The 20,087-nt window shown below is 72.2% G+C and carries 15 protein-coding genes and 2 pseudogenes; 10 read left to right on the plus strand and 7 right to left on the minus strand.

All coding sequences use genetic code 11. From position 1 onward, the window contains the following. Positions 1–259: 259 nt before the first annotated feature. The 3 genes and pseudogenes from AB0M43_RS24845 to AB0M43_RS24855 form a co-directional block, all read left to right on the plus strand. Positions 260–2,119 (plus strand): annotated as a pseudogene (locus tag AB0M43_RS24845) (ComEC/Rec2 family competence protein); the annotation flags it as partial. A 98-nt stretch (positions 2,120–2,217) separates the two neighbouring features. Then, positions 2,218–3,186, plus strand: a complete 969-nt coding sequence (gene holA, locus AB0M43_RS24850) for a DNA polymerase III subunit delta (protein ID WP_363728159.1) — start codon at positions 2,218–2,220, stop codon at positions 3,184–3,186. Then, positions 3,183–3,674, plus strand: coding sequence for a hypothetical protein (locus AB0M43_RS24855; protein ID WP_363728160.1), 492 nt, complete (start codon positions 3,183–3,185; stop codon positions 3,672–3,674). The genes holA and AB0M43_RS24855 overlap by 4 nt, the downstream gene beginning before the upstream one ends. A gap of 83 nt (positions 3,675–3,757) precedes the next feature. Here AB0M43_RS24855 and AB0M43_RS24860 read toward each other — a convergent pair whose 3' ends face one another. Both AB0M43_RS24860 and AB0M43_RS24865 read right to left on the minus strand, forming a co-directional pair. Next, positions 3,758–4,381, minus strand: coding sequence for a DUF305 domain-containing protein (locus tag AB0M43_RS24860; protein WP_363728161.1), 624 nt, complete (start codon positions 4,379–4,381; stop codon positions 3,758–3,760). A 286-nt stretch (positions 4,382–4,667) separates the two neighbouring features. Beyond that, on the minus strand, positions 4,668–5,570 hold the full coding sequence (locus AB0M43_RS24865) for a DUF3105 domain-containing protein (protein WP_363728162.1): 903 nt from the start codon (positions 5,568–5,570) through the stop codon (positions 4,668–4,670). A 110-nt stretch (positions 5,571–5,680) separates the two neighbouring features. Between AB0M43_RS24865 and argS the strand changes: the two genes are divergently transcribed. From argS to AB0M43_RS24890, 5 genes are all read left to right on the plus strand, one after another. Continuing rightward, on the plus strand, positions 5,681–7,318 hold the full coding sequence (argS, locus tag AB0M43_RS24870; protein ID WP_363728163.1) for an arginine--tRNA ligase: 1,638 nt from the start codon (positions 5,681–5,683) through the stop codon (positions 7,316–7,318). A gap of 4 nt (positions 7,319–7,322) precedes the next feature. After that, entirely contained in the window at positions 7,323–8,708 is a 1,386-nt protein-coding gene (gene lysA, locus AB0M43_RS24875; RefSeq protein WP_363728164.1) for a diaminopimelate decarboxylase, read from the plus strand. A gap of 38 nt (positions 8,709–8,746) precedes the next feature. Beyond that, positions 8,747–10,021: a homoserine dehydrogenase gene (locus AB0M43_RS24880; protein WP_363728558.1), complete on the plus strand. Its 1,275-nt coding sequence runs from the start codon at positions 8,747–8,749 to the stop codon at positions 10,019–10,021. A 75-nt stretch (positions 10,022–10,096) separates the two neighbouring features. Further along, positions 10,097–11,152, plus strand: a complete 1,056-nt coding sequence (gene thrC, locus AB0M43_RS24885; RefSeq protein ID WP_363728165.1) for a threonine synthase — start codon at positions 10,097–10,099, stop codon at positions 11,150–11,152. A gap of 388 nt (positions 11,153–11,540) precedes the next feature. Further along, positions 11,541–12,764, plus strand: coding sequence for an MFS transporter (locus AB0M43_RS24890; protein ID WP_363728166.1), 1,224 nt, complete (start codon positions 11,541–11,543; stop codon positions 12,762–12,764). A gap of 247 nt (positions 12,765–13,011) precedes the next feature. On the opposite strand, the gene AB0M43_RS24895 is transcribed toward AB0M43_RS24890, so the two are convergent. Continuing rightward, a complete protein-coding gene (locus AB0M43_RS24895) occupies positions 13,012–13,629 on the minus strand; it encodes a hypothetical protein (protein WP_363728167.1) in 618 nt (205 codons plus the stop codon). A 93-nt stretch (positions 13,630–13,722) separates the two neighbouring features. Between AB0M43_RS24895 and thrB the strand changes: the two genes are divergently transcribed. Further along, complete coding sequence (gene thrB, locus AB0M43_RS24900) at positions 13,723–14,595, plus strand: homoserine kinase (protein ID WP_363728168.1); 873 nt, start codon at positions 13,723–13,725, stop codon at positions 14,593–14,595. A gap of 324 nt (positions 14,596–14,919) precedes the next feature. Beyond that, positions 14,920–17,031: a transcription termination factor Rho gene (gene rho, locus AB0M43_RS24905; RefSeq protein WP_363728169.1), complete on the plus strand. Its 2,112-nt coding sequence runs from the start codon at positions 14,920–14,922 to the stop codon at positions 17,029–17,031. A 98-nt stretch (positions 17,032–17,129) separates the two neighbouring features. Here the strand turns inward: rho and AB0M43_RS24910 are convergent, their stop codons facing one another. The 4 genes and pseudogenes from AB0M43_RS24910 to AB0M43_RS24925 all read right to left on the minus strand — a co-directional run bounded on the left by AB0M43_RS24910 (position 17,130) and on the right by AB0M43_RS24925 (position 19,915). Next, a complete protein-coding gene (locus AB0M43_RS24910) occupies positions 17,130–17,462 on the minus strand; it encodes a hypothetical protein (protein ID WP_363728587.1) in 333 nt (110 codons plus the stop codon). A gap of 345 nt (positions 17,463–17,807) precedes the next feature. Next, a pseudogene (locus AB0M43_RS24915) lies at positions 17,808–17,918 on the minus strand (helix-turn-helix domain-containing protein); the annotation flags it as partial. Positions 17,919–17,921: 3 nt separating this feature from the next. After that, the gene (locus AB0M43_RS24920) at positions 17,922–18,839 is read right to left on the minus strand and encodes an AAA family ATPase (protein ID WP_363728170.1); all 918 of its coding nucleotides are present in this window, start codon (positions 18,837–18,839) and stop codon (positions 17,922–17,924) included. Beyond that, positions 18,836–19,915, minus strand: a complete 1,080-nt coding sequence (locus tag AB0M43_RS24925) for a 2'-5' RNA ligase (RefSeq protein ID WP_363728171.1) — start codon at positions 19,913–19,915, stop codon at positions 18,836–18,838. Before AB0M43_RS24925 ends, AB0M43_RS24920 begins: the two co-directional genes overlap by 4 nt. Positions 19,916–20,087 lie beyond the last annotated feature (172 nt).

The following is a 20,087-nucleotide window of genomic DNA, read 5'->3' on the forward strand; positions in this document are numbered from 1 at the left end:
GAACGATGGTGTCGGCGTTAGTGGGCCGAACAGCGGCGGCGCTGCGCGTGGGCTGAACGATGGTGTCGGCGTTAGTGGGCCGAACAGCGGCGGCGCTGCGCGTGGGCTGAACGATGGTGTCGGCGTTAGTGGGCCGAACAGCGGCGGCGCCGTGCGTGGGCTGAACCGGGGTGTCGGTGTGCGTGGGCTGGCAGGGGGCGACGAGGTGACCCTCGACGTGCGGGTCACGGTGCTCGCGAACGGTGCCGGCTGGGCCGGGTTGCTGCCCGGCCAGCGGGTGCGGGCTGTGGCCAGGTTCGCGCCGCCCCGGGGCGGTGACCTGCGCGCGGCGACCCTCTCGGTGTCCGGGACGCCGGAGCTGGTGGGCACACCCCCGTGGTACCAGCGGGGCACCGGCGGCCTGCGCGCCGGCCTGCAGCGGGCCAGCCGGTCCGTCTCCGGGCCCGCCGGCGGCCTGCTCCCCGGTCTGGTCGTCTGGGACACCAGTCGGCTCGATCCGGGGCTCGCCGAGGACTTCAAGACCACCGGGATGACCCACTTAGTGGCTGTTTCCGGGGCGAACTGCGCGATCGTGATCGGCTGTGTGTTGTTCGTGGCCGGGTGGTGCCGGGCCGGTCCGAGGACGACCGCGGTGCTCGGCGCGCTGGCGCTGGTCGGCTTCGTCCTGCTCGCCCGGCCCTCGCCCAGCGTGCTGCGCGCCGCCGCGATGGGTACCGTCGGCCTGGTCGGTCTGGCCTCCGGACGGCCCCGGGCGGCGGTGCCGGCACTCGCCGCCGGGGTACTGGGCCTGGTCGTCCTCGACCCCGAGCTCGCCGGGGACATGGGCTTCGCCCTGTCGGTCACCGCCACCGCCGGGCTGCTGTTCCTCGCCCCGGCCTGGCGGGACGCGCTCCGGCGGCGCGGAGTCCCCCGAGGACTCGCCGAGGCGCTCGCGGTGCCCGCCGCCGCCCAGGTCGCCTGCGGGCCGCTGATCGCCGTGCTGTCCTCGTCGGTGAGCCTCGTCGCGGTCCCGGCGAACCTGTTCGCGGAACCCGCCGTCGCCCCGGCCACCATCCTGGGCGTCGCCGCGGCCCTGCTGTCCCCGCTCTGGCCGGACGGGGCCGGATTCCTGGCCTGGCTCGCCGGCTGGGCCGCCCGGTGGCTGGTCCTCGTCGCCCGGACCGGGGCCGACGTGCCGGCCGGCGCGCTGCCGTGGCCGGGCGGCGCCACCGGTGGCCTGCTGCTCGGCGGGCTGACGCTGGCGCTGCTGTGCGCCGGCCGGTACCGCCTGGTCCGCCGGGTCGTCGCCGTCGCCGTGCTCGGCATCGCCCTCGGGGCCGTACACGTCCGGCTGCTCGCCCCCGGCTGGCCGCCGCCCGGCTGGGTGTTCGTCGCGTGCGACGTCGGACAGGGCGACGCGCTCGTCCTGCGGGCTGGGGACGGCGAGGCGGTCCTCGTCGACGCCGGACCCGACCCGAACCGGGTCGACGCGTGCCTGCGCCGGCTCGGGGTGCACACCGTGTCCCTGCTGGTCGTCAGCCACTTCCACGCGGACCACGTCGACGGCCTGCCCGGCGCCCTCTCCGGGCGGCGGCTCGGCGCGGTCCTGGCCCCCGAGTTCGCCGAGCCCGGGGCCGGGGCGCAGGCGGTGCGTGACGCGGCCGGGCGCGCCGGGGCGGAGGTGAGCAGCCCGGCGGCCGGTGCGGAGTACCAGGTGGGGGACGTGCGCCTACGGGTACTGGGCCCCACCCGCCGGCTCGTCGGCACCCGCAGCGACCCCAACGAGAACTCCCTCGTCGTCCTCGCGACCGTCGGCGGCGTCCGGATCCTGCTCGCCGGGGACGCCGAGACGGAGGAGCAGCACGTGCTGGCCGGGCTCGACGTACGCGCGGACGTGCTCAAGGTGGCGCACCACGGCAGCGCGTACCAGGACTGGGCGTTCCTGGCGGCTGTCGGGCCCGCCGTGGCGGTGGTGTCCGTGGGGGCCGGCAACGGGTACGGGCATCCGAACCAGGGGCTGCTCGACAGGTTGGGCGGCGGCGGGGCGCAGGTGTCGCGGACCGACCGGGACGGGGATGTGGCGGTGTCGGCCGGGCGGGCGGGGTTGGCGGTGACCAGGCGCACCGGGAAGCCGCCGTGACCGGGCTGGCCGGGGAGGGGGAGGGCAGGGGCGGGGAAGTCGGCTATCGGCACGCCCGGTACTCGGCGGACCCGCGCCGTCCATGGGACGATGGCCGGGTGAGCACTGCGGCTAGCGGCACCCTCAGGCTGATCCTCGGCGACGAAGAGTTCCTGGCGTCCCGGGCGGTCTCCGCCACCGTGCGCGCCGCCCGGGAGGGCGAGCCGGACGCGGACATCCGGGAGTACGACGCCGGTGACCTCGCGCCGGGCGCGCTCGCCGAGGCGGTCAGCCCGTCCCTGTTCGGCGGCCGGCGGGTGCTGGTGCTCCGCAACGGCCAGGACGCCAAGAAGGACCTGATCGCGACCCTGCTCGCGTACGCGAAGAACCCCGACCCCGAGGTGTGTCTCGTGGTCACCCACCTGGGCGGGGCCAAGGGCAAGGCGCTCGCGGACGGGCTGAAGGCCGCCGGGGCGGAGATCGTGCCCGCCGCGAAGGTGACGAAGCCCCGGGAGCGGCTGGCGTTCGTGCGGGACGAGATCCGGCGGGCCGGCGGTTCGTGCCCGGAGGACGCGGCCGACGCGCTGCTGTCCGCCGTCGGCAACGACCTGCGGGAACTCGCCTCCGCGTGCTCGCAGCTCGTCGCGGACACCGGCGGCAAGATCACGCTCGATGTCGTGCACCGCTATTACCGGGGTCGGGCGGAGGTCAGCGGCTTCACGGTCGCCGACGCCGCCGTGGTCGGGGACGCGCCCGGCGCACTGGAGGCGCTACGGTGGGCGCTCGCTGTCGGGGTCGACCCGGTGCCGATCGCCGACGCGCTCGCCGACGGGGTGCGGTCCGTGGCCCGGGTCGCGGGTGCCACCGGCAGCGGTTTCCAGCTGGCCAGTTCGCTGGGGATGCCGCCGTGGAAGGTCGAGCGCGCCCAGCGCCAGGCCCGGGGCTGGACCCCGGAGGGCCTGGTCGTGGCGATGCGCGCCGCCGCCCGGGTCAACTCGGACGTGAAGGGCGGGGCCGACGACCGGGTGTACGCGCTGGAGAGAGCCGTCCTCGCCGTCGCGCAGGCCCGCCGGGGCGGTGGCCGGTGACCCCACAGCCCCACCGTCCGCTGTACGCGCGGGTCCTCCGGCTCCGGCACGTCCACCCGGGCGGGTTGATGTGCTTCCTGCTCCTGGAGGGCTCGGTCCTGCTGGCCGTCCTGCTGTCCATGGCCGAACTGGTCAGCTGGTGGTCCGTCCTCGTCCTGCCGTTCGTCGTCGCGGTCATGGTCAAGGTCAACGACGTGGTGGCCGGCGCGAACCGGGGCCCGCAGCCGCCCGCCGCGGTCGGACTCGCCCGGGTCGACGGCGACCCGCAGCTCCAGGAGGCGCAGACCGTCCCGGGGCTGTCCGGTTCGGGGGAGGTGCCCGCCCAGTGGCGCGGCGACCGCTCGATCCCCCGCCGGGGTGGCCCGACGGAACGGCCCAGCGAACCGGACGTGCGCCCCGGCGACCAGGGGAGGGTGCGCCCCGCGCGTCCCCGCGAGCCGGAGAACGTCCGGGCGGCCCGTCGCTCCGACGCCCGCCGCTTCGACTGACCGCCCACCCGCGGTACACCCACGCGGGCCAACCCGGGCCCCGGCCTTCACGACCCGGCCCAGAAATCTCCGTAACCCTCGAATTACAAAGGTTTCGCACCGAGGGTCGTGAGGATCTCGCGCAACGTCACGATCTCCTTCTGCTGGCCGGCCTTCATCGCGGTGGCCAGCCGGGTGACCTCAGAGTTGTCGGTGGCCTTCAGGACCCCGTCGACCATGTGGATGCCGCCGAGGTGGTGCCGCAGCATCAGCTGGCACGCCAGGATGTCGAAGGCGGACCCGGTGGCGGCGCGGAGTTCGGCGAGTTCGGCGGGGGTGGCCATGCCGGGCATCAGGCCGTTGACGAGCAGGCCGGAGCCGTCGGGCATCCAGGCCATCCGGCGCTGGTCCCCGGTGGGCAGCAGGTCCCACTCGACGAGCCAGGCGCTCATGGTGCCGATCTGGGCTTCCTGGGTGAGCGCGACGTCGTAGCCGAGGTTCTTCAGGTCGGGGGTCTGCGCGCGGTCGTAGGCGAGCATCGCGATCTCGACGGCCTGGGCGTGGTGGCTGGACATGTCGCGGGCGAAGCCGGCCTCGGCGGAGTCGTCGCCGGGTTTGCCGGGCCACAGCTGGGCGAGCGCGAAGCCGGTGGCCAGCGCGAGGACGGCCGCCAGGACGACGAGCGGCCAGCGGCGGGCCTGCGGGGGCGGCGCGGTCACGTCACTCATGTATCCACCTTAGGTTCCTGGTCGAAGGCCACCGCGGCCGAGTCGGGCGGCGGGGACGAAGAGCGACATTCCGGGGGTACGGGCGGCACCCGGTCACGAACCCGTGCGCCCCGCCCGAACAGCAGAAGCCCGAGCGGCACAGGCCCGAGCGGCACAGGCCCGAGCGGCACAGGCCCGAGCGGCGAGGCCCGAGCGGCACCCGAGCCCCAACGGCACCCCGCCCGACACAAGATCCGGCCGCCGCCCCTGATCGGAAGGAACGGCGGCCGGCAGTACCGGGAACTACCTACGGCGTGGTGGAGGCCGGCGGCGTGGCCGACGGGGCCGCGCTCGGCACCGGCTCCGGAGCCTGCCCGCCCTGCGGCGTGGTCCCGGTCGCCGTGACCCCGCCGGAGCACACGGCCCCGGGCTCGACGGACGCGTTCTTCCGCAGCACCTTGATGAACTCGCCGACCCGCTCGTCGCTGGCGGAGTTCACCTTGAGCTGCCAGCCCCAGGCCTGCAGCGAGATCGGGCTGCCCTGGTTCGGGAAGGGGCTGAGGAAGGTGTACTCGTTCCCCTCGACCTTCTCTTCCAGCTTCTTGACGTCGTCCTTCGACACGACGGCCGGGTCGTAGGTGACCCAGACGGCGCCGTGCTCGAGGCTGTGGGTGGCGTGCTCGCTGGCGATCTGCTGGGCGTAGATGTCGCCCATGCAGTTCTGCCACGCGCCGTTGTGGTTGCCGCCGACGGAGGGGGTGGCGAAGTACTTGACGGTGCCCTGGACGTGGTTGCCGTTGCCGGCCGCCAGTTCCTTCTCGTTGGTCTTCTTCCAGTCGACGATCCCGTCGATGGCGACCGCCTTCTCCTCCCAGGTCTTGGAGCCCTGGATGGCCTGCACGGTGCCGTACCCGATGATGCCGACGACGATGAGGCCCACGATGGTGAACATCGCGATGCTGCCCCAGTTCTTCTGCTGGTTGACCTTCACCGGGGCGAAAGACTTGCCCTTCGCGCCCTTCGTCCCCTTACCGGCTGCTTTGACCGGTGGGCGCTGGGCGCCCTTCTTGGGGGCTCCGGCCGACCGCTTGGGCGCCGCCGCCGACTTGGGTGTGCTGGCCGCGGGGGACTTGGCCGGCTCGCCCGTGCTCTTGGCGGGTAACTTGTCGCCGGGCTTGCGCGGCTCGCCGGACGGGGTGGTGATGCTCATCGAGTTCCTCGTCAGGGTGTCGAAGGGGTGGTCGTCGGCTTTCCCAGCAGGTGGTACCGCCGGACAGGTCGCCGTCGAAGGTCGAAGCTTACCCCCCGTATCATGTTCGGGTGACTCCCGCAAAGCTAGCCGAAGCTGTCCTGACCGCCGCCCACGCCGTTTTCGCCGCCCGTGGGCTCGACGTGTCGTTGCTGCCGACGACGGCCACGGTGGAGCGACCGAGGAGTCCTGAGCACGGGGATTACGCCTCGAATCTGGCGATGCAGGTGGCGAAGAAGGCCGGGGTGAACCCGCGCGACCTGGCGACCGACCTTGTTAACGAATTGGTAAAGGTCGACGGCGTCGCGGGTGCGGAGATCGCCGGCCCGGGGTTCATCAACATCCGGGTGGACGCGGCGGCGGTGGGCGAGCTGGCCCGGACGATCGTGACGGCCGGCGCGGACTACGGCACGAGTACGACGCTGCGGGGCCAGAACATCAACCTGGAGTTCGTCTCGGCGAACCCGACGGGCCCGGTGCACATCGGCGCGGTCCGGTGGGCGGCCGTGGGCGACGCGCTGTCGAGGCTGCTGCGGGCCGCCGGCGCGGATGTGACGAACGAGTACTACTTCAACGACGCCGGTTCCCAGATCGACCGGTTCGCCCGGTCCCTGCTGGCCGCCGCGAACGGCACGGACATTCCGGAGGACGGGTACGTCGGGGAGTACATCACCGACATCGCGGACACGATCCGGGCGCAGCACCCCGACGCGAACGACGTGGAGACGTTCCGCACCCACGGCGTCGAGTTGATGTTCACCGAGATCAAGCAGTCCCTGGCGGACTTCGGAGTGCACTTCGACGTGTACTTCAACGAGAAGGACCTCCACGACAAGGGCGAACTGGACGCGGCGCTCAAGCGGCTCTCCGACCAGGGCAACACGTTCGAACGGGACGGCGCGGTCTGGGTCCGCACGAGCCACTACGGCGACGACAAGGACCGGGTGATCCGCAAGTCCGACGGCGACTGGACGTACTTCGCCGCCGACTGCGCCTACTACCTCGACAAGCGCGAGCGGGGCTTCACCAAGGTCGTGATCATGCTCGGCGCCGACCACCACGGGTACGTGGGCCGGCTCCGCGCCATGGTGTCCTGCTTCGGCGACAACCCGGACGAGACCCTCGAGGTCATGATCGGCCAGATGGTGAACCTGGTCCGGGACGGCCAGCCGGTCCGGATGTCCAAGCGGGCGGGCACGATCGTGCTGCTCGCGGACCTGGTGGAGGCGCTGGGCGTGGACGCGTCGCGCTACGCCCTGGCCCGGTACTCCAGCGACTCGAACATCGACCTGGACATCGACCTGTGGACGAGCGCGAGCCGGGAGAACCCGGTGTACCGGGTGCAGTACGTCGCCGCCCGGACCGCCAGTGTGGCCCGCAACGCCGCCGAGCTGGGCCTCGCGCGGGGCGAGCTGGACCCGGCGCTGCTGACCCACGAGAAGGAGCACGAGCTGCTCAAGGCGCTCGGCGACTACCCGGAGACGGTCGCCCGGGCCGCCGCGCACCGTTCCCCGCACCTGCTCTCGCACTACCTGGAGGAGCTGGCGGGCACGTACCACCGGTTCTACGACCTGTGCCGGGTGCTGCCGATGGGCGACGAGCCGGCCACGGACACGAACCGGGCCAGGCTCTGGCTGAACGACGCCACCCGTACCGTCATCGCCAACGGCCTCGGCCTGCTGGGCGTGACCGCACCCGAGCGGATGTAGTCGCATGAGTTCCCACGAGGCCGGCGCCCTGCACGCCGAGGCGGGCCACCACGGCCCCGAGTGGCTGCGCCCCCCGTCCGACGTCAACGCCCTGATGCCGAAGCTGTGGTCGTCGACGGTGTTCCGCACCGACGAGGGCTCGCTGAGCTTCGGCGGCGTGGACGTCCGCAAGCTGGCGGCCGAGCACGGCACTCCGGCGTACCTGTTCGACGAGGACGACTTCCGGGCCCGCTGCCGCGCGTTCAAGGAGGCTTTCACCGGCGCGGAGGTCTACTACGCCGGCAAGGCGTTCTGCTCCAAGGCCGTGATCCGGATCGTCGCCGAGGAGGGCCTGTCCCTGGACACCTGCTCGGGCGGCGAGCTGGCCGTGGCCCTGGCCGCCGGCATGCCCCCGGAGCGGATCGCGCTGCACGGCAACAACAAGTCGGTCGCCGAGCTGACCCGGGCCGTCGAGGCGGGGGTGGGCCGGATCGTGGTCGACTCGTTCGCCGAGATCGACCGGCTCAAGGCCATCGCGCGCAGCCACGGGGTCCGGCCCCGGGTCATGGTGCGCGTGACGGTGGGTGTCGAGGCGCACACGCACGAGTACATCTCGACGGCGCACGAGGACCAGAAGTTCGGCTTCTCGCTGTCCGGCGGCGCCGCCCGGCAGGCCGTGGACCAGATCCTCGCCGACGACGTCCTCGAACTGCGCGGGCTGCACTCGCACATCGGCTCGCAGATCTTCGACACGTCCGGCTTCGAGGTCTCCGCCCGCCGGCTGCTGGGCTTCCAGAGCGAGATCTTCGAGGGGTACGGGCGGGAGCTGCCCGAACTCGACCTCGGCGGCGGCTACGGCATCGCGTACACCTCCCAGGACGACCCGCTGCCCCCGGCCGACCTGGCCCGCAACCTCCGCAAGATCGTGGACCACGAGTGCGCCGGCTACGGCCTGACGGTCCCGCACCTGTCCGTCGAGCCGGGCCGCGCCCTGATCGGCTCCTCGATGTGCACCCTCTACGAGGTCGGCACGACGAAGGACGTGGACGGCATCCGCACGTACGTGTCGGTCGACGGCGGGATGAGCGACAACATCCGCCCGGCCCTGTACGACGCCGCCTACAGCGCCACCCTGGCGTCGCGTGCGTCACAGTCCCCGCCGATGCTCGCCCGAGTGGTGGGAAAGCACTGCGAGTCGGGGGACATCGTGGTGAAGGATGAATTCCTGCCCGGTGACATCGGTCCCGGAGATCTTCTCGCCGTACCCGGCACCGGGGCATACTGCCGGAGCATGGCGAGCAACTACAACCACGCGGTCCGCCCGCCCGTGGTCGCCGTACGTGACGGGGCCTCCCGCGTGATCGTGCGCCGGGAGACCGAGGATGACCTACTGCGGTTGGACGTGGGATGAGCGAGCGTACCGAGAACAGTGTCCGGGCGGGCAAACCGCTGCGGATCGCCCTGCTGGGCTGCGGCGTCGTGGGCGCCGAGGTCGTCCGGCTGCTGCACGAGCAGGCTGACGACCTGACGGCCCGGATCGGGGCGCCCCTGGAGATCGTCGGCATCGCCGTGCGCCGCCCGTCCCGGGACCGGGGCGGCCTGCCGGTCCCCGACCACATCTACACCACGGACCCGCTGGGCCTGGTCAAGCGCGACGACGTGGACATCGTCATCGAGGTCGTCGGCGGCATCGAGCCCGCCCGGACCTGGCTGGTCGAGGCGCTGCGCTCCGGCAAGAGCGTCGTGACCGCCAACAAGGCGCTGCTGGCCGAGGACGGCGCGACCCTGCACGCCGCGGCGGCCGACGGCGGCGCCGACCTGTACTACGAGGCCGCCGTCGCCGGGGCCATCCCGCTGCTCCGCCCGCTGCGGGAGTCCCTGCACGGGGACCGGATCACCCGGGTCACCGGCATCGTGAACGGCACGACCAACTTCATTCTGTCCAAGATGTGTACCACCGGCGCCGGGTTCGGTGAGGCGCTCGACGAGGCGACCGCGCTCGGCTACGCGGAGGCCGACCCGACCGCCGACGTCGAGGGCTTCGACGCCGCCGCGAAGGCCGCGATCCTGGCCAGCCTCGCGTTCCACACCCGGGTGACCGCCGCCGACGTGTACCGCGAGGGCATCACCGAGGTGACCGCCGCCGACGTGGCCAGCGCCGCCGCGATGGGCTGCGTCGTGAAGCTGCTCTGCATCGCCGACCGCACCGCCGACGGCGGCGTGACCGCCCGGGTGCACCCGGCGATGATCCCGACCAGCCACCCGCTCGCGAGCGTCGGCGACGCGTTCAACGCCGTGTTCGTCGAGGCGGAGGCCGCCGGCCAGCTGATGTTCTACGGCCGGGGGGCCGGTGGCGCGCCCACGGCGTCCGCGGTGCTCGGCGACGTGGTGGCCGTCGCGCGCAACCGGATCTCGGGGACTGTGGCGCGCGGCGAATCCAGCTACGCTGACCTGCGGGTACAGCCGATGGGTGAGGTTGTCACCCGGTACCACATCAGTCTCGACGTGGCCGACAAGGCCGGCGTCCTGGCGGCCGTCGCGGGGGTGTTCGCCCAGCACTCGGTGAGCATCTCGACGGTCAAGCAGTCCGGACGCGGCAACGACGCCGTGCTCGTGGTCGTGACGCACGCGGCGACCGACGCGGCCCTGGCCGCGACCGTGGCGGAACTGCGCGGCATGGACATGGTCCGCGAGGTCGCCAGCGTGATGCGGGTGGAGAGCTGACACGAACCGGGGCGCGTGGCGCACCGGGCCCGCACGGCGTCCCCCGCCGTGCGGGCGGAAACTGAGGAGTACGGCATGGCCGCTTGGCGTGGACTGATCGAAGAATTCCGGGACCGGCTGCCGGTCACCGCCACGACGCCGGTGATCACGCTGCACGAGGGTGGCACGCCGCTGGTGGCCGCCCCGGGCCTGTCCGAGCGGACGGGCTGCGAGGTGTTCCTCAAGGTCGAGGGGGCCAACCCGACCGGTTCCTTCAAGGACCGGGGCATGACGATGGCCGTGTCCAAGGCCGTCGAGTCCGGGGCGAAGGCGATCATCTGCGCCTCGACGGGCAACACCTCGGCGTCCGCCGCCGCCTATGCCGCCCGGGCCGGCATCACGTGCGCCGTCCTCGTGCCCCAGGGCAAGATCGCGCTCGGCAAGCTGGCCCAGGCCCTCGTGCACGGCGCGCGCCTGCTCCAGGTCGACGGCAACTTCGACGACTGCCTCGCGCTGGCCTCGAAGCTGTCCCAGGACTACCCGGTCGCCCTGGTCAACTCGGTGAACCCGGACCGCCTCCAGGGCCAGAAGACCGCCGCGTTCGAGGTGGTGGACGCGCTCGGCGACGCCCCGGACTTCCACTGCCTCCCGGTCGGCAACGCGGGCAACATCAGTGCGTACTGGATGGGCTACTGCGAGGACTTCGACGCCGGCAACAGCACCCGGAAGCCGAAGATGATCGGCGTCCAGGCGGCCGGCGCGGACCCGATCGTGCGCGGCGAGGTCGTGCTGCACCCGTCGACCATCGCGACCGCGATCCGGATCGGCAACCCGGCCTCGTGGACGAAGGCGCTCGACGCCCGCGACGCCTCCGGGGGCCTGATCCGTTCGGTGACGGACCGCGACATCCTGGCGGCGTACAAGCTGCTGGCCCGCACCGAGGGCGTGTTCGTGGAACTGGGCAGCGCGGCGAGCGTCGCGGGCCTGCTGGCCAGCGCGGCCGAGGGCCTGTTCCCGCGCGGCTCGCGGATCGTCTGCACGGTGACCGGCCACGGCCTGAAGGACCCCGACTGGGCGGTCGCCTCGGCCCCGGCCCCGATCACCATCCCGGTGGACGCGCCGCGCGCCGCCCACGAGCTCGGCCTGGCGTAACACGTTTCCGGGAGGTCCCCACAGACCTCCCGGAAACCCTTCCCTCTGATTACGAGCCCCGCGCCCCACCCGCGCTCCGCGCGTTGCCCACCGGCTCCGTGCCCTGTCCGCGCTCCGCGCGTTGCCCACCGGCTCCGTGTCTTGTCCGCGCTCCGCGCGTTGCCCACCGGCTCCGTGTCTTGTCCGCGCTCCGCGCGTTGCCCACCGGCTCCGTGTCTTGTCCGCGCTCCCCGCGTTGCCTGTCGCCTCCGGGCCCCGTCCGCGTCCCCCGCGTCCCCCACCAGCCCACCACTCCGCACCACCGCGACCCCGCGCCCCGAAGTACCCCCCACCACTCCCCGGGATCCACCACATCCCCACACGTACCCCCATACGCTAGGGTCGTAACGTGTCCGCCCCCCTCAAGCTCCTTACCAGCAACGCCGACTTCCGGAGAATGCTCGGCGCCGAACTCATCATGTTCGGCGGCGACTGGTTCGTGATGGTCCCGCTGCTGGTCCTGCTGCAGCAGCTCACGGGCTCGGGGGTCTGGGGCGGCCTGATGCTCGCCGTGGACACGGGCTGCATGGCGCTGCTGTTGCCGTACACGGGCACGCTCGCCGACCGGCTCGACCGCAAGAAGATCGTGCTGTGGGCCAACGCGGTCAGCATCCTGGCGGTGCTCCTCCTGCTCCTGGTGCGCACCCCGGGTCTGGCCTGGCTGGCGCTGGTCGCGATGGGCTCGATGGCCGTGGCGAAGGCGTTCTACTCCCCGGCGGCCCAGGCCGCGCTGCCGAACCTGCTCGACGAGAAGGACCTGCCGGCCGCGAGCGTGCTCACCGGCAGCGCCTGGGGCACGATGGCCGTGCTCGGCGCCTCCCTGGGCGGGATGTCCAGCGCCGCCTTCGGGCCGTACTGGTCCTTCGTCGGCGGCGCGCTGTGCCTGGTGGTCGCGATCGTCCTGCAACTGCGGGTGCGCCGGCCGTTCCAGGCGGCCAGGACGACCGTCGCGGTCTCGGCGTGGGCGGCGCTGCGCGAGTCCATGGGGTACCTGCGGGTCCGCCCCCGGGTCCGCGCCCTGATCACCGTCAAGTGCGCGGTGGGCGTGGGCAACGGCGTGCTCGCCGTGTTCCCGATCCTCGCGGCCACCGTGTTCCACGTCGGACCGCTCGGCCTCGGCGCGCTGTTCGCCGCGCGGGGCCTGGGCGCCCTGTTCGGGCCGGTGCTACTGCGCGGCGTGGTACTGCGCCGGCAGAGCTGGCTGCTGCCCGGCCTGGCGGTGTCGATGGCGACCTACGGCGTCGCGTACCTGATGGTGGGTCTGACGCCCTGGTTCTGGCTGGCCCTGATCCTGGTGGCCGTCGCGCACATGGCCGGCGGCGGGAACTGGGCGATGTCCAGCCTGGCCCTGCAACGCGAGGTGCCCGACGAACTGCGCGGCCGGGTGTTCAGCGCCGACGTCATGATCGCGTTCCTGGCGGTGTCCCTGAGCCAGGGCACGGCGGGCGTGCTGTCCGACCACGTGCCCGCGCGGGTGATCGTGGCCGTCGGCGGCGCGCTGACCCTGACCTACGCGATCTGCTGGTACGTCGCGACGGCGAAGCTCCGCCGGGCCCAACCCGTCCCGGCCTGACCGCCCCGAGCCCGCCCGCCGATCGCGGCCGCTCGGACCGGTCACCGCCCTGTCGCCGATCTCCGGTCCTGATCGGTCGCCCGCCCCGGGCCCCGACTAGTCGCCCAGCCCGATCGTCATCCCTGGGCTCCGACCGGTCATCGCCCCCGGCCCGTGCCGGCCGACGCCTCTCCACCGGCCCGGCGGCTGCCCGTCGACCCGGAACCCTCCGACCGGCCGCCCGACTCACCGGGCGCCCGAACCGCCCCTACTGCGGCGGATAAGGCTGCTGGTAGGGCTGCCCGGGCTGCTGCGGCTGCTGATACGGCGGCCCGGACTGCGGAGCCGTCCCGGCCTGGAACCCCGGCCCGCCCTGCTGCTGAACCCCGGGTTCGTAGCCACCGGGGGCGGCGGGCCCCCAGCCACCCTGCGGGCTCCACCCCTGCTCCTGCTGCGGCGCCCAGCCACCCTGCCCGGGAACCTGGCCGGGGACCTGCTGGGCCTGCGGGTTCCAGCCGCCGCCGTGGTCCGGCGGCTGCGGGCTCCACCCGCCGGGTCCCTGCTGCGAGGGCCCCCACCCGTCGGGCTTCGGCGCGCCCGGCTTGCCGGGGAACAACGCCGCGGCCAGCAACAACACGATCCCGATCAGGTGCAGCAGCCCGCCGAGCCCGGAGACCGCCATGTAGCCGCCCTCCGAGGAGTAGGTGACCTGGTAGCCGAACGCGTAGACCAGACTCCCGAGGAGCAGCACCACGCACGCGACCAGCGCCAGGACCGACGCCCGGCCGTTGCGCCTGAGGGTGACGCCGGCGAAGATGAGCCCGGCAATCAGCACCAACGCGGTCAGGGCCGAGAACACCCAGCCCACAATCTGGATACCGTGCATATGTATCGGAGCCCTTCTACGCCGGTGGTCCGGATGGCGGACATACTGCCACACCCGTGCGACTTTTCCGGGTGCCCTTTGTAGGCTGCCCGGATGGTCACCATCCACGCGCCCGCCACCAGCGCGAACCTCGGTCCGGGCTTCGACGCGTTGGGCCTCGCCCTCGACCTGTACGACGACGTGACCGCCACCCTCACGGACACACCCGGCGTCACGGTCGAGGTCACCGGCGAGGGCGCGGACCAGGTACCCACCGACGAGTCGCACCTGATCGTCCGCGCCATGTACGCCACCTTCGACGACCTTGGCCACCCCCGCCCCGCCGGCCTGGCCCTGACCTGCGTGAACCGGATCCCGCACGCCCGCGGCCTGGGCTCCAGTTCGGCCGCGATCGTCGCCGGGGTGCTCGCGGCCCGCGCGCTGGCGGGCGCGCCCGACGACCGGGTGGAGGCGCTGCGGCTCGCCGACCAGTTGGAGGGGCATCCCGACAACGTCGCGCCGTGCCTGCTGGGCGGGTTCACGATCGCCTGGACGGGGGCCGAGGGTGCACGCGCGGTGTCCGTGGCGCCGCATCCGGCTATACAACCGGTGATCTTCGTGCCGCAGGACCGCGGTCTGACGAAGGAGGCGCGCGCCGCGTTGCCGCAGACCGTGCCGCACGTCGACGCGTCGTTCAACGCCGGCCGCTCGGCGCTGCTCGTGCACGCGCTGACCCGCGCGCCGGAACTGCTGTTCGCGGCGACCGAGGACCGGCTGCACCAGGGCTACCGGGCGGCCGGCGCCCCGGCCACGGCCGAACTGGTGGCTGACCTGCGGTCGAGGGGAGTGCCGGCGGTGGTGAGCGGGGCCGGACCGAGCGTGCTAGCGTTTGTCCCCGACAACGGTGTTATACCGGATATAACCGGTCATAACTTCGCTTCCTGGCCCCTTCGAGTTGACACGACCGGGGCTCGGATATCTCATTAGCGACACGCGGGGGGTGACCCTGTTGCCGCAGCTAGGCAACGTTGACTACGCTTAAGCGAGAACAGTCGCCCGAAGCGCGCGATCAGGCGGGGCTTGTGCCCCGTTCTTCCGTGGATAAAGTCATCTCGATGCACATCGCTATGACACCCCCACACACCCCGAACGGATCGCGGGTCCGACGGCAAGCGCCGCCAGTCACCATTCGGCCGCGTCTTCTGGCTGTTCTAGACCCGCGAGCATCTTGACGCGGGGTTTCACGGGCCGTTCGGTGTCACCGTCAGATCTTCGTGGCGAACACCCGGGCCAATCGATGGAAGGAAACCATTGAGCGACATCACCGACCAGAAGTCGGATGTCACCGACACCGCAGCGCCGGCCGACAAGCCGGAGACCGCTGGCACCTCTCGGCGTCGGCGTACGGGCACCGGCCTGCAGGCCATGCTCCTGCCGGAGCTGCAGACCATGGCCTCGTCGCTCGGCATTTCGGGGACGGCGCGCATGCGTAAGGGCGAGTTGATCGCAGCCATTCAGACCAACCAGGGTGTGCCGGTCACGGGCGCCGCTGGAACGACCAGCGAGGCGCCCGCGACGACGCGGCGCAGCGCCCCGGAGAAGCCGGCCGCTGCCGCTGCTGAGCAGCCCAGCCTGCCCGGCACCGAACAGGGGGACGACTCCCGCTCCGAGCCGCGCGCCCGCCGGGCCACCCGCCCGGCCGGCCCGCCGCAGCCCCGTGGCGGCCGTGCCGCCGCCGAGGCCCCCGCGGACGAGCCCGCCGGCCAGACCGAGGCGCCCGCGCGCACCGAGCGCGCCGACGCCGAGCGGCCCGCCGCCGAGCGCACCGGCGCGGAGCGGACCAACGCCGAGCCCGCCACCCGGAGCACCCGCACCGACGAGGCCCGCAACGAGCGCCGTCCGGCGCGCGGGGAGCGTGCCCAGGACTCGCAGGGCCGCAACGAGCGGACCACGGAGCGCGGCGAGCGCACGGAACGCACCGAGCGGACCGAGGAGCAGGGCAACCGCGAGCGCGGCGAGCGCCGCGAGCGTGGCGCCGGCCGGGCCGACGAGGCCGACCGGGGCCAGCGGAACAACCAGCGCTCCGAGCGTCCGGCCCGCGACGCGGACCAGGCCAACAACCGTGGCCAGGCCCGCAACGAGGACCGGGGTCCGGACCGCGACGACGACGGGGACGACGACGGCGACCGTCGGGGTCGGCGCAGCCGGTTCCGCGACCGCCGGGGCCGTCGCAACGACCGTGGCGAGGCCGGCGGCAACGAGCGCGAGCCGCAGCAGCAGTTCAACGACGACGACGTCCTGGTCCCGGTGGCCGGCATCGTCGACGTGCTCGACAGCTACGCGTTCATCCGCACCACCGGCTACCTGTCCGGCCCGAACGACGTCTACGTCTCGATGTCGCAGGTCCGCAAGTACGGGCTGCGGCGCGGCGACGCGGTCACCGGTGCCGTCCGGCAGGCGAAGGACGGCGAGCAGCGGCGGGACAAGTACAACCCGCTGGCCCGGCTCGACACGGTCAACGGCATGGAGCCGGACGCGGCGCGCAACCGCCCCGAGTTCTACAAGCTGACCCCGCTGTACCCGCAGGAGCGTCTGCGGCTCGAGACCGACCAGAACGTGCTCACCACCCGGGTCATCGACCTGGTGATGCCGATCGGCAAGGGCCAGCGCGCCCTGATCGTGTCGCCGCCCAAGGCCGGTAAGACGCTGGTGATGCAGGCCGTGGCCAACGCGATCACCACGAACAACCCGGAATGCCACCTCATGGTCGTCCTCGTGGACGAGCGGCCCGAAGAGGTCACCGACATGCAGCGTTCGGTGAAGGGTGAGGTCATCGCCTCCACCTTCGACCGGCCGCCGTCGGACCACACCACGGTCGCGGAGCTCGCGATCGAGCGGGCCAAGCGGCTCGTGGAGCTCGGGCACGACGTCGTCGTCCTGCTGGACTCGATCACCCGCCTCGGCCGCGCGTACAACAACGCGTCGCCGGCCAGCGGTCGGATCCTGTCCGGCGGTATCGACTCGACCGCGCTGTACCCGCCGAAGCGGTTCCTCGGCGCGGCCCGCAACGTCGAGAACGGCGGCTCGCTGACCATCCTCGCCACGGCGCTCGTGGAGACCGGCTCGACTGGTGACACGGTCATCTTCGAGGAGTTCAAGGGCACCGGCAACGCCGAGCTCAAGCTCGACCGCAAGCTCGCCGACAAGCGGGTCTTCCCGGCCGTCGACGTGATCGCGTCGAGCACCCGGCGCGAGGAGATCCTCATGTCGGGCGAGGAGATGGCGATCGTCCACAAGCTCCGCAAGGTGCTGCACGGGCTCGACCAGCAGCAGGCTCTGGAGCTGCTGCTGGACCGGCTCAAGAAGACGAGCACGAACGTCGAGTTCCTGATGCAGATCGCGAAGTCGACGCCCGGGGAGTAGTCCCCGACCCGACTGTGGCCCGCCGGTTCTCCGGCGGGCCACAGTCGTTCCCGGACCAGATCAGACCCACCAGATGGGTACGCCGGGGCCACAGCCCGTCAGGCGCTTTCTGTGTCTATGGGGCGGGCGTTGGCCCAGTCAGCCACCCTCTTGTGGCGATCAATCCTGAACTGGGCGATTCGAACCCCGGAAGCACTGCGGGGAGGGTCCATCGGGGTGACCCGGGTGAGCAGTGCTGGCAGAACGAGTGCTACTCGATGGGCCCATCCAGGCATCCATGCGGCCAATTCGTCTAGTGTGACGTCGCGCTTCACGGAATTGGCCCGAAATGTACACAGGACCACGTTGCCCATTGTGTAGCCCAACTCCGGGCAGATCCGGTCGACCGAAGCCTGGGCCTGGTCGACACCGTTCCCGAGGGTCAGCGTCATGGCGGTATCCGTGTAGAAACACCGACCGTGCTGGGCGGTCCAGAGACCTGCCAAATATCCGCGTGGCAGGTCATGCGGGACCCCCAAGGTCCTGCACCGGGTAACGAGCCGACGCCCGCGATCGGAGAAGTAGGCGTAGGGCTTGGCGAGTGCCGCCCGCATCTGAGCTGCCCGACATCCGTGGCAGGACGACAACCGCCTGCCGTCGGCACGACTTCTGACGAGTGCGAATTCCGTTGCGGGGGCGGCGACGCCGCACACCCGACAACGAAAGAGCCCTTCGCCCAACGCCTCTGGCGGCCGGCCTCGGGGATTGTTGGACCTCAGGCCAAGCCGTCGGAGGTGGTCGGCGACGGTGCGATGGTGGCATCCGACGGCCTCGGCGATCTCTCGATTGCCGAGGCCGGCCGCGTGAGCCTGTTGGATTGCCTGCTTGAAGCGGGAGTGTTGAGGCACCCCTCAAAAGTTACCTTCCGCAACTTGGAGGACGGTGAGGCCGAGACTCCTCCAAGTGCGGACAACCTGGGCTCGATCGTCGAAAACACAGGTCACCGTGTACCTGTCCCGGATCTCGCGGTTGAAGATCTCCTTCTTCACGATGGAGTCCTTCCGCTGGTCCCCGGCCGGCCGCATGAACAGCCCCAAGTACGGCAGCCCGACGTACTTGTCCAGCCACGCCTCCGTCTCCGCCCGGCACGCCTCGTCGCGCCCGGAGCAGTAGACGACCTGGTGGCCGGCGGCGTACATGGCCCGCACGGCGCTGATCACGGGCCGGTTGGGCTGGTCGATGCCGACCCGGGCCCAGTCGTACGGGCTGCGGTCGCCCATCAGCGCCACCGTCCCGTCGATGTCGACGAGGATGACGTCGGCCCCGCCGACCGGCGCGGTGTAGGGCCGCTCCGGGTCCGCCGGGGCCGTGGCCAGCTCCGGCAGGGGCAACGGCAGCTTCTTGCCGGCGAGGTAGCGCTCGTACATGCTCCGGATCACGTACTCGCCGACCTGTTCGGACCTGTCCCGCCCCGCGTCGCGCCGCACGCACTCGGCGACGTCCACATCGGTGAAGTCGCGGACCACGAACCCGGCCCCGCAGGAGGCGGCCAGCTCGGCGAACTCGCGCACCACCCGGGCCCGCAGGTTCGTGTCGTCGCAGATCACGCTGGTACCGGCGCGCAGCAGCCCCTCGACGGCGGCCTTCTGCGCGACGGTGACCTGCTTCTCGGCCCACCCGGTCCCGAGGTGCGAGCCGTGCAGCATCCGCCGCAGGTCGTCCCGGTTGACCCGGACCCCGGCCCGGACCCCCTCCTCGGACCGGGCCCAGGTGGACTTCCCGGAGGCCGGAAGCCCGCGCGTCACAGTGAGCGTCACCCGCTCGGTCATGCGTTCTCCTCATCGAATACTCGACCCGTGGGGGTCCAGTCTGCCGCCGGCTTGGCCGTCTGCCACAGGAATGGCCGGTAGTCGCGCCCGTCGAGCCGGCTGAACAGGCAGCCCCGGTCGGGGTGCCGGCCCGCGACCAGCGCGAAGTCCTTCCGGGTCCAGCCGTCGGGCAGCCCGGCGACGATCCCGTCGTAGACCTCCTCGACCCGGGTGACCTCGGCGTCGACGAGCGTGGTCAGTTCCGCGGCCACCGCCCGCGCCCAGTCGTGGAACTCGTCGGGCAGCCGCTCGACCAGGTCGGCGAACGCGTCGGCGACCAGCGCCTCCCACACCACCCGGGCGTTGAGGCCGGTGACGACGCGGTGCAGGGCCACGTACTCCTCATATTTGATCTTGATTCGGCGCTCGGAGCCCGTGAACCGCACGACCAGCCCCTCGCGCCCCGCCCGGGGCTCGGCGGCCAGGGCCGCGCCCAGCGTCGGATAGCCGAACGACTCCACCCGGGGGCCCGGCCACGCCAGGTCGTCGGGGGACAGCGACAGGCCGGTCGCGGTGGAGACCGCGCCGAGCAGGATCAGGTCGTCGAGGCCGGCGTAGTCCACCACGATCCGGTTCGCCGGGTACACGATCTCGAACAGCAGCGTCAGCCCCGCCGGCGGCGTGTAGGCCCCGTAGCGCTCCCGCCACAGCGCGGTGGCGTGCAGGGCCTGGTCGCTGGCGAACGAGCCCCGGGTGGCGATCTGGTGGCCGTTCCCGGCCGGGTACAGCACGCCGAGGGACCCGTCGGCCTTGTCGGTGACGGACACCGGCGCGGACAGGTCGAGCGGCCCCACCTGGACCTGGCCGTAGGTGAAGAACTTCGGGAACGGCCGGGCCAGCACCTCGCCGGTACCGGCGTGGCTTACCAGGCCCCGGCAGGCGAGGGTCGCGGCGTTCCAGACGCTCTCGTACTGGGCCTTCTCGCTGTAGTTGTGGATGGTCAGCGGCAGGGTCGGGTGCGGGCGGACCCGGATGTACCCCTCGGCGACCATGGTCGCGAGCAGCACCGGGTCCACCACCTCGTCGAGGTGGATCATGGGAAGTCCTTAGGGAGGGGTGATTCCGGTCACCGGAGTGCGGTGCCGAGGAGAGAGCCGGAAGGGGCGAAACGCCTAGAGACGTTTCGAACACTGCCTTCTTTGTCGCGGGAACACCCCGCACCGCCGGCTACTCATGGTGCAGGAGTCTGCCTGATCACCGCCGTCGGAG

This window comes from Longispora sp. NPDC051575 (assembly GCF_040681875.1).
Lineage (GTDB): Bacteria > Actinomycetota > Actinomycetes > Mycobacteriales > Micromonosporaceae > Longispora.

Coding starts and splice junctions, on each gene's coding strand:
- thrC (WP_363728165.1), top strand. CDS start 10,097: ATGGCCGCTTGGCGTGGACTGATCGAAGAATTCCGGGACCGGCTGCCG.
- AB0M43_RS24920 (WP_363728170.1), bottom strand. CDS start 18,839: ATGACCGAGCGGGTGACGCTCACTGTGACGCGCGGGCTTCCGGCCTCC.
- AB0M43_RS24865 (WP_363728162.1), bottom strand. CDS start 5,570: ATGAGCATCACCACCCCGTCCGGCGAGCCGCGCAAGCCCGGCGACAAG.
- lysA (WP_363728164.1), top strand. CDS start 7,323: ATGAGTTCCCACGAGGCCGGCGCCCTGCACGCCGAGGCGGGCCACCAC.
- AB0M43_RS24860 (WP_363728161.1), bottom strand. CDS start 4,381: ATGAGTGACGTGACCGCGCCGCCCCCGCAGGCCCGCCGCTGGCCGCTC.
- AB0M43_RS24910 (WP_363728587.1), bottom strand. CDS start 17,462: ATGACGCTGACCCTCGGGAACGGTGTCGACCAGGCCCAGGCTTCGGTC.
- AB0M43_RS24895 (WP_363728167.1), bottom strand. CDS start 13,629: ATGCACGGTATCCAGATTGTGGGCTGGGTGTTCTCGGCCCTGACCGCG.
- AB0M43_RS24925 (WP_363728171.1), bottom strand. CDS start 19,915: ATGATCCACCTCGACGAGGTGGTGGACCCGGTGCTGCTCGCGACCATG.
- thrB (WP_363728168.1), top strand. CDS start 13,723: ATGGTCACCATCCACGCGCCCGCCACCAGCGCGAACCTCGGTCCGGGC.